Origin of the sequence: Streptomyces sp. NPDC101160 (genome assembly GCF_044768205.1) — a bacterium.
Lineage (GTDB): Bacteria > Actinomycetota > Actinomycetes > Streptomycetales > Streptomycetaceae > Streptomyces.
The window spans coordinates 54,476-69,000 of sequence record NZ_JBIWPJ010000004.1; the positions used below are offsets into that span (position 1 = coordinate 54,476).

Here is a 14,525-nt window from a genome sequence, read left to right on the forward strand (position 1 = left end):
GAACAACGCACGCATGGGTTTCGAACCGCCGCAGCGACTGGTGCGCGTGCTCGGCGAGACATACGGGGACGCCGCCGCGGCCGCCTGGCTCGGCACGCTCCCGGAGCTCGCCCGGGACACGCTGGAGCACGCCGGTCTGGTCGCCGAGCGCGTGGTGGCCCCCGGCGGGCGCAGCAGCCTCGTCGTCCTCGTCCAGGGCGCCGTCCTGAAGCTCGCCCCGCCCTTCGCCCGCCCCGACCTGGAGCGGGACGCCCTGGCCCACTGGAACGGCTGGGGCGCGGCGAGGCTGCTCGGCGAGACCGCGCACGGCGGGCTGCTCCTGGAGCGGCTGCAGCCCGAGGTGTCGCTGCGCTCCCTGCCGGAGGCGAAGGCGCTCCTGGAGGCCGCGGGGACGGTGCGCAAGCTGTGGGTGGAGCCGGCGGCCGGGCACGGCTTCGAGTCGGTGGCGGAGCGCACGGCACGGCAGGCGGAGGGCATGCGGCGGTACGCCGACGGGGCCGAGACCGGCGCCCTCGTCACCGAGGCCCTGGCGGCCCGCACGGAGCTGATCTCCGGGACCGGGCCCGCCGCCGAGGACTTCCTCCTGCACGGCAACTTCCGGCAGGGCAAGGTGCTGGCCGCCGAGCGCGCCCCGTGGCTCGCGGTCGGCCCGGAACCGCTGGTCGGCGAGCGCGCCTACGACCTGGCCCGGCTGGTACGGGACCGGGTCGAGGACCTGGTCGCCGCCTCGGCCGGTGCCTCGTCCGCCCGCCGCCGGGTCAACAAGCTCGCCGACTCCCTGGAGCTGGACCGGGAGCGGCTGCGCGGCTGGACCCTGTTCCGCGCCGTCGAGTCCGCGACCCGCGCGCTGACGGCGGGGCGGCGGACGGACGCGGAGCTGCTGCTCGAGTTCGCGGGCTGGCTGTAGGGGAATACCCTTTTTGTAACCTTTGGGTTCCGTAGCCCTCGGATCGGCTCGACAGCCAGCCTCGACAGCAGGGGGCCGTGATGATCCAGGAAGTGTTGACGGCCGTCATCGCGGGCGGCGCGGTGATCGCGGTGTACGCGGGCGCGGCGGCGCGCGTGGTGAAGCAGTACGAGCGCGGGGTGGTGTTCCGCTTCGGAAGGCTCGTCGGTGAGGTGCGGCCGCCCGGGTTCACGATGATCGTGCCCGTGGTGGACCGGCTGCACAAGGTGAACATGCAGATCGTCACGATGCCGGTGCCGGCCCAGGAGGGCATCACCCGGGACAACGTGACGGTGCGGGTGGACGCGGTCGTCTACTTCAAGGTGGTGGACGCGGCCGAGGCGCTGGTGCGCGTCGAGGACTACAAGTTCGCCGTCTCGCAGATGGCGCAGACCTCGCTGCGGTCGATCATCGGCAAGAGCGACCTCGACGACCTGCTGTCCAACCGGGAGAAGCTCAACCAGGGGCTCGAACTCATGCTGGACTCGCCCGCGATCGGGTGGGGCGTGCAGATCGACCGCGTCGAGATCAAGGACGTCTCGCTGCCCGAGACCATGAAGCGCTCCATGGCCCGGCAGGCGGAGGCGGACCGCGAGCGGCGGGCGCGGGTCATCAACGCGGACGCGGAGCTGCAGGCGTCGAAGAAGCTGGCGGAGGCGGCGCGGCAGATGGAGAGCACGCCGTCGGCGCTGCAGCTGCGGCTGCTGCAGACGGTGATGGCCGTGTCGGCCGAGAAGAACTCGACGCTGGTGCTCCCGATCCCGGTCGAGCTGCTCCGCTTCCTGGAACGTGGCGCCCCGCTGACGCCGCCCGCCTCGACGTCGGCCTCGACGTCGACGCCGCATCTGCCTCCCGCCCAGGAGCCCATCCCGGGGCTCCCGACGCCGGCGTACCTGGCGGGGCGGGCGGACGCGGCGGAGGCGGTGGAAGCGGTGGAGGACCTGACGGGAGCGTCGGTGGAGCCGTCGGCCCCGACGGACGGCGAGTCCTGACCCGACGCCCAGAGGGGGCGCGGGTCCGGGTGGACCCGCGCCCCCTCTGGGCGTTCTGCCGCCGTCAGGCGGACAGGCGGGCGATCGCTTCCGCGACCGGGAGTTCTTCGCGCTCGCCCGTACGGCGGTCCTTCAGTTCCACGACGCCCTCGGCCGCGCGGCGGCCGGCGACGAGGATCTTGGGGACGCCGATGAGCTCGGAGTCGGTGAACTTGACACCCGGGGAGACGCCCGCGCGGTCGTCGACGAGGACGCGGAGTCCGGCGGCGGCGAGCTTGTCGGAGACCTCGAGGGCGAGTTCGGTCTGGAGCGCCTTGCCGGCGGCGACGACGTGGACGTCGGCGGGGGCGACCTCGGCGGGCCAGCACAGACCCTTGTCGTCGGCGGTCTGCTCGGCGAGCGCCGCGACCGCGCGCGAGACGCCGACGCCGTACGAGCCCATGGTGACGCGGACGGGCTTGCCGTTCTGGCCGAGGACGTCGAGCTTGAGCGCGTCGGCGTACTTGCGGCCGAGCTGGAAGATGTGGCCGATCTCGATCGCGCGGTCGAGCTTCAGGCCGGTGCCGCACTTGGGGCAGGGGTCGCCGTCCTGGACGACGACCACGTCGACGTACTCGGAGACCTCGAAGTCACGGCCCGCCACGACGTTCTTGGCGTGCGTGCCCTCCTTGTTGGCGCCGGTGATCCACGCGGTGCCGGGGGCGACGCGCGGGTCGGCGATGTACGTGATCTTGTCGAGGCCCTGCGGGCCGACGTAGCCGCGGACCAGGTCGGCGCGCCCGGCGAAGTCGGTCTCGGTGACCATCTCGACGGCGGCCGGGGCGAAGTGCGCCTCGACCTTGTCCATGTCGACCTCGCGGTCGCCGGGGACGCCGACGGCGACGATCTCGCCGTCGACCTTCACCAGGAGGTTCTTGAGCGTCGCGGAGGCCGGGACGCCGAGCGAGGCGGCGAGCGTCTCGATGGTCGGCGTGTCGGGGGTGGGGATCTCCTCGGCGGCCGGGACGGCGGAGCCGTCGACCGTCGCGAGCTCGTAGTACACCGCCTCGGTGTTGGCGGCGAAGTCACAGTTGGGGCAGTCGGCGAAGGTGTCCTCGCCGGCCTCGGCGGGGGCGAGGAACTCCTCGGACTTGGAGCCGCCCATGGCGCCGGCGGTGGCGGCGCAGATGCGGTAGTCGAGGCCGAGGCGCTCGAAGATGCGCTGGTACGCCTGGCGGTGCAGGCCGTAGGAGGTGGCGAGGCCCTCGTCGTCGAGGTCGAAGGAGTACGAGTCCTTCATGAGGAACTCGCGGCCGCGCAGGATGCCGGCGCGGGGCCGGGCCTCGTCGCGGAACTTCGTCTGGATCTGGTAGAGGGTGACCGGCAGGTCCTTGTAGGAGGACGCCTGGTCCTTCACCAGGAGGGTGAAGATCTCCTCGTGCGTGGGGCCGAGGAGGTAGTCGCCGCCCTTGCGGTCCTGGAGGCGGAAGAGCTCGGCGCCGTACTCGTCCCAGCGGCCGGTCGCCTCGTAGGGCTCACGGGGCAGCAGGGCGGGCAGGGAGACCTCCTGGGCGCCGATGGCGTCCATCTCCTCGCGGACGATGCGCTCGACGTTGGAGAGCACCTTCTTGCCGAGGGGCAGCCAGCTCCAGATGCCGGCGGCGGTGCGGCGGACGTAGCCCGCGCGGACGAGGAGCTTGTGGCTGAGGACCTCGGCGTCCGCCGGGTCGTCGCGCAGCGTCTTCGCCATCAACTGGGACATGCGCTGGACCGGTGCGTTGGCCATGGTTCTCGTACTCCTGCCGGGTAAGGGTGATGGCCCCGAGGTTAGCCGGGCGCCCCCGGCTCGGAGAAATCAGTTCCGGCGCTTGAGCGGCAGCGGGGCGCCCATGACCGCGTACGGGCGCGGTGCGCTCGGGAACAGGACGCGGCGGGCGAGGTCGGTGTAGCCGAGGGAGCGGTAGAGGCCGCGGGCCGGGCTCTCGGTGTCGATGGCGGAGAGGATGGAGCGCGGCAGGGCGGACTGGTCGGTGATGGTGGTGATCAGTCCGCGGCCGAGGCCCCGGCCCTGGTAGCCGGGGTGGACGTGGAGCTCGGTGATGACGAAGGAGTCGTCGAGCCAGCCCTCGTGCCCGCCGGCGCGCAGATACGGTTCGACGACCGTGGACCACCAGTGGGTGCGGTCGTTGGGCATCCCGTAGACGAAGCCGACGAGCCGCCCGTCGGGCGTGGTGGCCCCGTAGGCGCGGGCGCCGGGGTTGAGCAGGTGGCGCACGACGATGTGGCGGCGTACGGCGATCTCGGCGGCGTCGAGACCGAAGGCGAGGGCCTGTACGGCGAGGGCTTCGTCGACCCGGGCGGCGAGGTCGACGGGAGCGATCACGACCGTGTCATCCATGCGCTCATCCATGCGCCGCACCCTACAAGCACCCCTGGGAGTTCAGAACAGGGTTCAGAACAGCACGCTCATGAAGGCGCCGACCTCCTGGAAGCCGACGCGGTGGTACGCGGCCCGGGCGGGGGCGTTGTAGTCGTTCACGTACAGGCTGACGACGGGCGCGACGTCGGCGAGGGCGTACTGGAGGACGGCGGCCATGCCGGTCTCGGAGAGGCCCTTGCCGCGGTGCTCGGGTGCCACCCAGACGCCCTGGATCTGGCAGGCCTGGCGGGTGGCGGCGCCGATCTCGGCCTTGAAGACGACCTTGCCGTCCTCGATGCGGGCGAAGGACCGGCCGGAGCCGACGAGCTCGGCGACCCGGGCCTGGTAGAGCAGTCCGCCGTCGCCGGACATCGGGGAGATGCCGACCTCCTCGGTGAACATGGCCACGCACGCGGGCATGATCACCTCCATCTCGTCCTTGCGGACCCGGCGGACCAGCGGGTCGGGCCGCACGGTCGCGGAGGGCGCCTCGGCGGTCATGAGCGGCTGGTGGGCGCGGACGTCGCGGGCGGGGCCCCAGCCGGGTTCGAGGAGGCGCCAGAGCTGGGCGGTGGGTCCGGCGGGGCCGACGATGGAGGAGCAGCGGCGGCCGATCCGGCGGGCCCGGTCGGCGAAGGCGCGGACGGCCTCGGGGGTGGCGCAGATGGGGACGAGGTTGGCGCCGGAGTAGCAGAGCGAGGTCAGCATCCCGTCGCTGTACCAGCCCCACATCTCGCCGCCGAGCCGCCAGGGGTCGAGCCCGGCCATCTGGACGCGGGCGGCGACGAAGGCGTTCTCGACGGGCGCGCTGTCGAGCACGGCGAGCGCGGCGCCGAGGTCGGCGGGTTCGAGGACCCGCGTCGATGATTGCGTCAACACGTGGGGCCTCACCGTACGGTTCTGCTGGTCCTGGCACTGTACCCCCGTTTCCCGCCGCCGAGGGGTACGAAAAAAGCCCCTCCGTGGCGGAGGGGCTTCTTCGCTCGGGCGGTGCGGGCGGGCCGGTCAGCCGGCGACGGAGACGGTCGGCTCGCCGCTCATGACGCCGTCCTTCTCCATCTGCTCGGCGATCTTCAGCGCCTCTTCGATGAGGGTCTCGACGATCTTCGACTCGGGGACGGTCTTGATGACCTCGCCCTTGACGAAGATCTGGCCCTTGCCGTTGCCGGAGGCGACGCCGAGGTCGGCCTCGCGGGCCTCGCCGGGGCCGTTGACGACGCAGCCCATGACGGCGACGCGGAGCGGCACCTCCATGCCCTCGAGGCCGGCGGTGACCTCCTCGGCGAGCTTGTAGACGTCGACCTGGGCGCGGCCGCAGGACGGGCAGGAGACGATCTCCAGGCGGCGCTGGCGCAGGTTGAGCGATTCCAGGATCTGGATGCCGACCTTGATCTCCTCGGCCGGCGGGGCGGAGAGGGAGACGCGGATGGTGTCGCCGATGCCCTCGGAGAGCAGCGCGCCGAAGGCGACGGCGGACTTGATGGTGCCCTGGAAGGCGGGGCCGGCCTCGGTGACGCCGAGGTGCAGCGGGTAGTCGCACTGGGCGGCGAGCTGGCGGTAGGCGTTGACCATCACGACCGGGTCGTTGTGCTTGACCGAGATCTTGATGTCGTGGAAGCCGTGCTCCTCGAAGAGGGACGCCTCCCAGAGGGCGGACTCGACGAGCGCCTCGGGGGTGGCCTTGCCGTACTTCGCGAGGAGTCGCGCGTCGAGCGAACCGGCGTTGACGCCGATGCGGATCGGGGTGCCGGCCGCGGAGGCCGCCTTGGCGATCTCCTTGACCTTGTCGTCGAACTGCTTGATGTTGCCGGGGTTGACGCGGACCGCGGCGCAGCCGGCGTCGATGGCGGCGAAGACGTACTTCGGCTGGAAGTGGATGTCGGCGATGACCGGGATCTGCGACTTCTTCGCGATGGTGGCGAGGGCGTCGGCGTCGTCCTGGGTGGGGCAGGCCACGCGCACGATCTGGCAGCCGGAGGCGGTCAGCTCGGCGATCTGCTGGAGCGTGGCGCCGATGTCGGACGTGCGGGTGGTGGTCATCGACTGCACCGACACGGGGGCGTCGCCTCCGACGGCCACCGATCCGACCTGGATCTGGCGGCTCTTGCGCCGTTCGGCGAGCCGGGTCGGAACGGTCGGGATACCGAGAGAGATCGCGGTCATCAGCTGTACAACCCCAAGGTGTGGTTCATCGGGCTCAGGTCTCCGAGATTACCGTCCCGGCGGCGGGTGGCCGGACACCGCACGGCTTCCGGCCACCCGGCGTCGCCGGGACGCGGCACGGCCGGTCAGGTGATCTTGACCGGGTTGACGATGTCGGCGACGAGGACGAGCAGGGTGAAGCAGACGAACACGCCTGCGACGACGTACGCGGCCGGCATCAGCTTGGCGACGTCGAACGGGCCCGGGTCGGGCCGCTTGAAGATCCGGGCGACGTGCCGGCGCAGCGACTCCCACAGGGCGCCGGCGATGTGGCCGCCGTCGAGCGGGAGCAGCGGGAGCATGTTGAACAGGAACAGCGACACGTTGAACATGACCAGCAGGTTCATGAACCAGACCAGGATGGTCTTCTTCGGCGCGTCCAGGGTCATCAGCTCGCCGCTGAGGCGGGCGGCGCCGACGACGCCGACGGGCGAGTCGGCGGCGCGCTTGCCGTCGCCGAAGGCGGCGTCCCACAGGCCGGGGATCTTGCCGGGCAGGGCGATGACGGACTTGACGCCGGCCTTCATCTGCTCGGTCATCCGGTCGGCGGACTGGCCGAAGGTGAGCGGCAGGACCTCGGTCTTGGAGGCGAAGCCGAGGTAGCCGGCGGGGACGGTCTGGAGCGGCTGGACGACCCGGCCGTCGGCGTCCTTCTTGTAGACCTCGTTCTTCATGAGGACGGGGTGGAGGTCGATCCGCTGTCCGGCGCGTTCGACGGTCACCGTGGCGGGGCCGATGGTGGCGCGGATGCGGTCGGAGAGGGTGTTCCAGTCGGCGACCGGGGTGCCGTTGAAAGCGACGATCTTGTCGCCCTCCTTGAGCCCGGCGGCGTACGCGGGCGAGACCGGGTCGCCGGCCTGGCACTTCTCGCGCTTGCTGTCGGCGGCGATGACGCACTTCTGGACGCCGGCGACCTTGGTCGTCTGGGTCTCGAAGCCGATGGCCATGGCGCTGCCGAAGAACAGCACGACGGCGAGGACCAGGTTCATGAAGGGCCCGGCGAACATGACGATGACGCGCTTCCACGGCTTGCGCGTGTAGAAGAGCCGGTCCTCGTCGCCGGGCTGCAGTTCCTCGAAGGAGGCCTCGCGGGCGTCCTCGATCATGGAGCGCCAGGGGGAGGTGGAGCGGGCCTCGATGCGGCCGTCCTTGCCGGGCGGGAACATGCCGATCATGCGGATGTAGCCGCCGGCCGGGATGGCCTTGAAGCCGTACTCCGTCTCGCCCTTCTTCCGCGACCAGACGGTCGGGCCGAAGCCGACCATGTACTGCGGCACCCTGATGCCGAACAGCTTGGCCGTGGAGAGGTGGCCCAGCTCGTGCCATGCGATGGAGACGAGCAGTCCCAACGCGAACAGCACGATGCCGAGGACGGTCAGGAGTGTGGTCATGCGCGCGCCTCCGCGATTGCCTTCGCCGCGAGTTCCCGGGCCCGGGCCCGTGCCCAGGTCTCCGCTTCCAGGACGTCCGACACCGTGAGCGAGGTTCCCGTGCCGGGGTCCCCGTGCTCGGTGACGACTGCGGTGACCGTATCCATGATTCCGTTGAACGGCAGCTTTCCGGCGAGGAAGGCGTCCACGCACTCCTCGTTGGCGGCGTTGAAGACGGCGGGCGCGGTGCCGCCGAGCGTGCCGACGTGCCGGGCGAGGTTCACGGACGGGAAGGCGTCGTTGTCGAGGGGGAAGAACTCCCAGGTGGACGCCGTGGACCAGTCGAAGGCCGGGGCGGCGTCGGGGACCCGCTCGGGCCAGCCGATGCCGATGGCGATCGGGCCGCGCATGTCCGGCGGGGTGGCCTGGGCGAGGGTGGAGCCGTCGGTGAACTCGACCATCGAGTGCACGTACGACTGCGGGTGGACGACGACCTCGATGCGGTCGAACGGGATGTCGTAGAGGAGATGGGCCTCGATGACCTCCAGGCCCTTGTTGACCAGGGTCGCGCTGTTGACCGTGATGACCGGGCCCATGGCCCAGGTGGGGTGCGCGAGCGCGTCCTCGCGGGTCACGTTCGCCAGCTGGTCGCGGGTCCGGCCGCGGAACGGGCCGCCGGAGGCGGTGACGACCAGCTTGCGGACGTCGGCCCGGGTGCCGGCGGCGAGCGCCTGGAAGAGGGCCGCGTGCTCGGAGTCGACCGGGATGATCTGGCCCGGCTTGGCCAGCGCCTTCACCAGCGGGCCGCCGACGATCAGCGACTCCTTGTTGGCGAGCGCGAGGGTCCGGCCGGCCTCCAGGGCGGCGAGGGTGGGCGCGAGGCCGATGGAGCCGGTGATGCCGTTGAGGACGGTGTGGCACGGGGACGCGGCGAGCTGGGTCGCCGCGTCCGGGCCGGCGAGGATCTCGGGCAGCTGCTCGGAGCCGTACAGCGCCTTCAGGGCCGTACGCAGCTCCTCGGCCGCGTCCTCGCGGGCGACCGCCACCGCCTCGACCTTCAGCCGGTGCGCCTGCTCGGCGAGCAGCCCGATCCGGCCGCCGGAGGCGGCGAGGGCGGTGACCCGGAACCGGTCGGGGTTGCGCAGGACCAGGTCGATGGCCTGGGTGCCGATGGACCCGGTGGAGCCGAGGACGACGATGTCCCGGCGTCCTTCCGATACGTCGAAGGCGATGTGCGGGTCGGCGAGAGGAGAGGGGCGGTCGCTCATGCCCCCATTGTTGCCGCAAAGCCGGAGCGCCTTTCACAGCCCCCGGGCGAAGTCGCCGAAGACCTGGTGGAAGTCCGGGAAGGTCTTCTTCACGCAGCCGGGGTCGTCGTAGGTCACGCCGGGGGTGCGCAGCGCGGTGACCGCGAAGGACATCACGATGCGGTGGTCGCCGTGGGTGGCGATCTCCACCGGTCCGCGCGGGGTCCCGGGCCGGATCTCGATCCAGTCGGGGCCGGTCTCGACGTCGATGCCGAGCCGGCGCAGGTTCTCGGCGCAGGCGTCGAGCCGGTCGCACTCCTTGACCCGGGTGTTGGCGACGTCCTCGATGCGGACCGGCCCGTCGGCGAAGGGGGCGAGGGCGGCGAGGGTCGGCATGGTGTCGGAGATGTCGCGCATGTTGACGGTGAGGCCGCGCAGGGTGCCGGTGGAGCGGACGGTGGTCCGGTCCTCGGCGACCGTGACGTCGGCGCCCATGCGGGCCAGCACGTCGACGAAGCCGAGGTCGCCCTGGAGCGCGCCGGCGCCCAGGCCGGGGACGGTGACCTCGGCGCCGGGGACGAGGGCGGCCGCGGCGAAGAAGTACGAGGAGGTGGAGGCGTCCGGTTCGATGGCGTAGGTGGTGGCGCGGTAGCCGGTGGGCGCGACGGTGTACGTACGGGTGCGGCCGTCGGCGCCGTCCTCGCGGGTGATCTCGGCGCCGAAACTCCGCATCATCGCGAGGGTGATCTCGACGTACGGCTCCGAGACCAGGTCCGTGACGGTGATCGCGAGGCCCTCGGCGGTGAGCGGGCCGAGCATGAGGAGCGCCGTCAGGTACTGGGAGGACTGGCCGGCGTCGAGGCGGAGCGCGCCGCCCTTGATGCCGCGGCCGGTGACGGTGAGCGGGTGGTGGCCCTCGCGCTCGCCGTGCGCGAGGTCGACGCCGAGCTCGCGCAGCGCGGTCGAGAGCGGGCCGAGCGGGCGGCGGCGCATCTGGGCGGAGGCGTCGAAGCGGAAGGTGCCGTGCCCGGCGGCGGCGAGCGCGGGCAGGAAGCGGGCGGTGGTGGCGCCGTCGCGGCAGTAGACGTCGGCCTCGGCGACCCCGGGCCCGGCGGGCCGGCCCTCGATGTGCCAGGCGCCGGGCTCCTGGCGTACGGCGTAGCCGAGGGCCTTGAGCCCCTCCACGAAGCCTTCGCTGTCGTCGGAGTGGAGCGGCCGGAGCAGGGTGGTGGTGCCTGCGGCCGCGGCGGCGAGGAAGAGGGCGCGGGCGGTGACGGACTTGGAGCCGGGGATGTCGATGACGGTCACGCCGGTCATCCTGCCGTGGCGGGCGGAACGGCGGGGGTCCCGTCCGGAAACTGGACGGGACCCTGACGTTCTTCTGTAGGACGGTCCTCTTCGGGCCGGTCAGGCGATCGGGCGGTGCACGTTCTCCTTGGTCGACGGTCCTGGGGTGGTGTCGGCGATCCAGGGGCCGTCGTCGCTGGGGTCGAGGATGCCCTCCTCCAGCCAGGTGTACGCGCCGGCGAGCACGCCGTCGACGACCTTGCGGTCCACGTCGTCGGTGTTGGCCCAGAGCCGGCCGAACAGCTCGGCGATCCGCAGCCGGGCCTGGCGGCAGAAGACGTCGGCGAGCTGGTGGGCCTCGCGGCCGTGCTCGCCGGTGGTGCGCAGGAGTTCGGCGCGCACGCAGGCGGCGCTCATCGCGAAGAGTTCGGCGCCGATGTCGACGATCCGGCCGAGGAACGCCTGCTTGAGCTCCATCTTCCCCTGCCAGCGGGACATGGCGTAGAAGGTGGAGCGGGCGAGCTTGCGGGAGGCGCGCTCGACGTACCTGAGGTGGCCGGCGAGGTCGCCGAACTCCCCGTACGCACCCGGCAGTTGGCCCTGCCCGGTGACGAGCTGCGGCAGCCAGCGGGCGTAGAAGCCGCCGGCCCGGGCGCCCGCCTTCGCCTTGTCGGCGAGGGCCTTGTCCGGGTCGATGATGTCGCCGGCGACGGCGAGGTGGGCGTCGACGGCCTCCCGTGCGATCAGCAGGTGCATGATCTCGGTGGAGCCTTCGAAGATCCGGTTGATGCGCAGGTCGCGCAGGAGCTGTTCGGCGGGGACCGCGCGCTCGCCGCGGGCGGCGAGCGAGTCGGCGGTCTCGTAGCCGCGGCCGCCGCGGATCTGGACGAGTTCGTCGGCGATCTTCCATGACATCTCGGAGCCGTACAGCTTGGCGAGGGCGGCCTCGATGCGGATGTCGTTGCGGTCCTCGTCGGCCATCTGGGAGGCGAGGTCGACGACGGCCTCCAGGGCGAAGGCGGTGGCGGCGATGAAGGAGATCTTGGTGCCGACGGCCTCGTGCCGGGCGACCGGCTTGCCCCACTGCTCGCGTTCGGCGGCCCATTCGCGGGCGATCTTCAGGCACCACTTGCCGGCGCCGGCGCAGGCGGCGGGCAGCGAGAGCCGGCCGGTGTTGAGGGTGGTCAGCGCGATCTTGAGGCCGGCACCCTCGGGGCCGATGCGCTGCGCGGCCGGGACCCTGACCTGGTGGAAGCGGGTGACGCCGTTCTCCAGGCCGCGCAGGCCCATGAAGGCGTTGCGGTGCTCGACGGTGATGCCGGGCGAGTCCGCCCCGACGACGAAGGCGGTGATGCCGCCCTTGTGGCCCTCGGAGGCGGGGACGCGGGCCATGACGACGAGCAGGTCGGCGACGACGCCGTTGGTGGTCCACAGCTTCACGCCGTCGAGGAGGTAGGCGTCGTCGCCGTCGGGGACGGCGGTGGTGGCGAGCCGGGCGGGGTCGGAGCCGACGTCGGGCTCGGTGAGCAGGAAGGCGGAGATGGCGCCGGCGGCGAGCCGGGGCAGGAAGGCGTCCTTCTGCTCCTGGGTGCCGAAGATCTTCAGCGGCTGCGGTACGCCGATCGACTGGTGCGCCGAGAGCAGCGCGCCGAGCGCGGGGCTGACCGAGCCGACGAGGGCGAGGGCCCGGTTGTAGTACAGCTGGGTGAGGCCGAGCCCGCCGTACTTCGGGTCGATCTTCATCCCGAAGGCGCCGAGTTGGCGCAGGCCGGCGATGGTCTCGTCGGGGATGCGGGCCTCGCGCTCGATGCGGGCGCCGTCGACCTCGCTCTGGCAGAAGGCGCGCAGCCGGTCGAGGAACGCCTCGCCGCGCCGGACGTCCTCGTCGGCGGGCAGCGGGTGCGGATGGATGAGGTCAAGGCGGAACCGGCCGAGGAAGAGTTCCTTGGCGAAGCTGGGTTTGCGCCAGTCCTGCTCGCGCGCTGCCTCGGCGACCTGCCGGGCCTCGCGTTCGCTGACCTTGGGGGGCCGCTGGGTGGGTGCGGACATGAGGAGGCTCACCTCGCCGCTCGTCGGGGCATGGGGCTACTCCCCGTCGTACCCGATATCCCAGGGTTCGGAAAGACGAGCGGAGCGGGTGCGGACCCGGCTAGGGTCCGCGGCATGTCACAGCCGATCAAGCTCGTCGTCCACATCACCACGCTGCCCGGCCGGGGCGCCGACCAGGTGGCCGCCTTCGAGCGGCTCGCGCCGCTGGTGCGCGCCGAGGAGGGGTGCCTGCAGTACGACCTGCACCGGGTCGCCGACGACCCGGACCGGTTCGTCATCCTGGAGCGCTGGGCCTCGGCCGAGGCGCTCGCCGCGCATGACGCGGCCCCGCACATGGCGGAGGCGGCCGTGGCGAACAAGGCCTTCCGGGCGGGCCCGGCGGAGGCGTTCCGGCTGGTGGACGAGCCGGTGGCGTAGCCGCCCCGCGGGCCGGAAAGGAGACGGCCCGAGCCCCCGCACAGTGGGCTCGGGCCGTCGGCCTGTTGCGTACGGAGTCGTTGCTCCGTACGGGTGGCTACGAGATCAGAGCGCCAGGCCCGTGAGGACCATGACCCGCTCGTAGGTGTAGTCGTCCATGGCGAACCTGACGCCCTCGCGGCCCACGCCGGAGCGCTTGGCGCCGCCGTACGGCATCTGGTCGGCGCGGTAGGACGGGACGTCGCCGACGATCACGCCGCCGACCTCGAGGGCGCGGTGGGCGCGGAAGGCGGTCTGCAGGTCGTGGGTGAAGACACCCGCCTGGAGGCCGAAGTCCGAGTCGTTGACCGCGGCGAACGCCTCGGCCTCGCCGTCGACCTTGGTGACCGTGAGGACCGGGCCGAAGACCTCGGCGCGGGCCAGGGTGACGCCGGCCGGGAGCTCGGTGAGGACGGTCGGGGCGTAGGTGGCGCCCTCGCGCTTGCCGCCGGCGAGCAGCTTGGCGCCGGCCGCGACGGCCTCGTCCACCCAGGACTCGACGCGCTTGGCGGCGTTCTCGTCGACGAGCGGGCCGACGTCGGTGGCGTCGTCCGCCGGGTCACCGGTGACCTGGGCCTCGACCGCGGCGACGATCTTCGGCAGCAGGCGGTCGTAGACGGAGGCGTCGGCGATCACGCGCTGCACGGAGATGCAGGACTGGCCGCCCTGGTAGTTGGAGAAGGTCGCGATGCGGGTCGCGGCCCAGTCCAGGTCGGCCTCGGAGGACCAGTCGGACAGCACGACGGCGGCGGCGTTGCCGCCGAGCTCCAGGGTGCAGTGCTTGTGCGGCACGGACTGCTGGATGGCGTAGCCGACGGTGTCGGAGCCGGTGAAGGAGATGACCGGGAGGCGCTCGTCCTGGACCAGGGCGGGCATACGGTCGTTCGGCACGGTCAGGATCGACCAGGAGCCGGCCGGCAGGTCGGTCTCGGCCAGGATCTCGCCCAGGATCAGCGAGGAGATCGGGGTCGACGGGGCCGGCTTGAGGATGATCGGGGCGCCGACGGCGATGGCCGGGGCGACCTTGTGGGCGCTGAGGTTCAGCGGGAAGTTGAACGGCGCGATGCCGAGCACGACACCCTTGGGGATACGACGGGTCAGCGCGAGGCGGCCCACGCCGCCGGCCTCGGTGTCGAGACGCTGGGCCTCGCCGGCGTTCCAGCGGCGCGCCTCCTCGGCGGCGAAGCGGAACACGGACACGGCACGGCCGACCTCGCCGCGGGCCCACTTGATCGGCTTGCCGTTCTCGGCGGAGATCAGCTGGGCGATCTCCTCGGTGCGCTCGGCGAGCCGCTTCGACACGTGGTCGAGGGCGGCGGCGCGGACGTGCGCCGGGGTCGCGGCGAACTCGTCGACGACGGCGTGCGCGGCGGCGACGGCCTCCTCGACCTGGGCCTCGGTGGGCACGCTGACCTTGCCGACCAGACGTCCGTCGTACGAGTTCGTGACGTCGAAGGCGGCTTCGCCGGTGGCCTCACGGCCGGCGAGCCAGAAGGCGTGGGTGGTCGTCATTGCGTCCCGGCCCTTTCCGTATCGGGGTGCGAGCGGTTGCTCTGGTGACACCGTAGGGCCGGGCGG

12 protein-coding genes are annotated in these 14,525 nt (G+C 72.1%); 3 read left to right on the forward strand and 9 right to left on the reverse strand.

Annotation, left to right across the window (positions count from 1 at the left end; all coding sequences use genetic code 11):
* Positions 1–13: 13 nt before the first annotated feature.
* Together ACIRSU_RS13290 and ACIRSU_RS13295 are read left to right on the forward strand one after the other, a co-directional pair.
* Positions 14–907 carry an aminoglycoside phosphotransferase family protein gene (locus tag ACIRSU_RS13290; RefSeq protein ID WP_403791586.1) on the forward strand — a complete coding sequence of 298 codons (894 nt, stop codon included), beginning with the start codon at positions 14–16 and terminating at the stop codon, positions 905–907.
* Between the two features lie 80 nt (positions 908–987).
* Entirely contained in the window at positions 988–1,938 is a 951-nt protein-coding gene (locus tag ACIRSU_RS13295) for a slipin family protein (RefSeq protein WP_403791588.1), read from the forward strand.
* A 64-nt stretch (positions 1,939–2,002) separates the two neighbouring features.
* Here ACIRSU_RS13295 and ACIRSU_RS13300 read toward each other — a convergent pair whose 3' ends face one another.
* From ACIRSU_RS13300 to ACIRSU_RS13335, 8 genes are all read right to left on the reverse strand, one after another.
* Entirely contained in the window at positions 2,003–3,703 is a 1,701-nt protein-coding gene (locus ACIRSU_RS13300) for a proline--tRNA ligase (protein WP_403791589.1), read from the reverse strand.
* A 69-nt stretch (positions 3,704–3,772) separates the two neighbouring features.
* Positions 3,773–4,315 (reverse strand): GNAT family N-acetyltransferase, encoded by a 543-nt coding sequence (locus ACIRSU_RS13305; RefSeq protein WP_403791591.1) that lies wholly within the window; start codon positions 4,313–4,315, stop codon positions 3,773–3,775.
* A gap of 54 nt (positions 4,316–4,369) precedes the next feature.
* On the reverse strand, positions 4,370–5,212 hold the full coding sequence (locus tag ACIRSU_RS13310; protein ID WP_403792530.1) for a GNAT family N-acetyltransferase: 843 nt from the start codon (positions 5,210–5,212) through the stop codon (positions 4,370–4,372).
* A 129-nt stretch (positions 5,213–5,341) separates the two neighbouring features.
* On the reverse strand, positions 5,342–6,499 hold the full coding sequence (gene ispG, locus ACIRSU_RS13315; RefSeq protein ID WP_403791592.1) for a flavodoxin-dependent (E)-4-hydroxy-3-methylbut-2-enyl-diphosphate synthase: 1,158 nt from the start codon (positions 6,497–6,499) through the stop codon (positions 5,342–5,344).
* 125 nt (positions 6,500–6,624) lie between these two features.
* Positions 6,625–7,929, reverse strand: a complete 1,305-nt coding sequence (locus tag ACIRSU_RS13320) for a M50 family metallopeptidase (RefSeq protein ID WP_403791594.1) — start codon at positions 7,927–7,929, stop codon at positions 6,625–6,627.
* The gene (gene dxr / locus ACIRSU_RS13325) at positions 7,926–9,176 is read right to left on the reverse strand and encodes a 1-deoxy-D-xylulose-5-phosphate reductoisomerase (RefSeq protein ID WP_403791596.1); all 1,251 of its coding nucleotides are present in this window, start codon (positions 9,174–9,176) and stop codon (positions 7,926–7,928) included. The genes ACIRSU_RS13320 and dxr overlap by 4 nt, the downstream gene beginning before the upstream one ends.
* Before the next feature lie 33 nt (positions 9,177–9,209).
* Positions 9,210–10,463 (reverse strand): 3-phosphoshikimate 1-carboxyvinyltransferase, encoded by a 1,254-nt coding sequence (gene aroA / locus ACIRSU_RS13330; RefSeq protein WP_403791598.1) that lies wholly within the window; start codon positions 10,461–10,463, stop codon positions 9,210–9,212.
* Between the two features lie 99 nt (positions 10,464–10,562).
* On the reverse strand, positions 10,563–12,491 hold the full coding sequence (locus ACIRSU_RS13335; protein WP_403791600.1) for an acyl-CoA dehydrogenase family protein: 1,929 nt from the start codon (positions 12,489–12,491) through the stop codon (positions 10,563–10,565).
* A gap of 114 nt (positions 12,492–12,605) precedes the next feature.
* Between ACIRSU_RS13335 and ACIRSU_RS13340 the strand changes: the two genes are divergently transcribed.
* Positions 12,606–12,908, forward strand: coding sequence for a putative quinol monooxygenase (locus ACIRSU_RS13340; protein WP_403791602.1), 303 nt, complete (start codon positions 12,606–12,608; stop codon positions 12,906–12,908).
* A 105-nt stretch (positions 12,909–13,013) separates the two neighbouring features.
* Here the strand turns inward: ACIRSU_RS13340 and ACIRSU_RS13345 are convergent, their stop codons facing one another.
* Positions 13,014–14,459: an aldehyde dehydrogenase family protein gene (locus tag ACIRSU_RS13345; RefSeq protein ID WP_403791603.1), complete on the reverse strand. Its 1,446-nt coding sequence runs from the start codon at positions 14,457–14,459 to the stop codon at positions 13,014–13,016.
* Between the last annotated feature and the right edge of the window lie 66 nt (positions 14,460–14,525).

Coding starts and splice junctions, on each gene's coding strand:
- ACIRSU_RS13305 (WP_403791591.1), bottom strand. CDS start 4,315: ATGGATGACACGGTCGTGATCGCTCCCGTCGACCTCGCCGCCCGGGTC.
- ACIRSU_RS13290 (WP_403791586.1), top strand. CDS start 14: ATGGGTTTCGAACCGCCGCAGCGACTGGTGCGCGTGCTCGGCGAGACA.
- ACIRSU_RS13335 (WP_403791600.1), bottom strand. CDS start 12,491: ATGTCCGCACCCACCCAGCGGCCCCCCAAGGTCAGCGAACGCGAGGCC.
- ACIRSU_RS13345 (WP_403791603.1), bottom strand. CDS start 14,459: ATGACGACCACCCACGCCTTCTGGCTCGCCGGCCGTGAGGCCACCGGC.
- ACIRSU_RS13320 (WP_403791594.1), bottom strand. CDS start 7,929: ATGACCACACTCCTGACCGTCCTCGGCATCGTGCTGTTCGCGTTGGGA.
- ACIRSU_RS13300 (WP_403791589.1), bottom strand. CDS start 3,703: ATGGCCAACGCACCGGTCCAGCGCATGTCCCAGTTGATGGCGAAGACG.
- ACIRSU_RS13340 (WP_403791602.1), top strand. CDS start 12,606: ATGTCACAGCCGATCAAGCTCGTCGTCCACATCACCACGCTGCCCGGC.
- ACIRSU_RS13295 (WP_403791588.1), top strand. CDS start 988: ATGATCCAGGAAGTGTTGACGGCCGTCATCGCGGGCGGCGCGGTGATC.
- dxr (WP_403791596.1), bottom strand. CDS start 9,176: ATGAGCGACCGCCCCTCTCCTCTCGCCGACCCGCACATCGCCTTCGAC.
- ispG (WP_403791592.1), bottom strand. CDS start 6,499: ATGACCGCGATCTCTCTCGGTATCCCGACCGTTCCGACCCGGCTCGCC.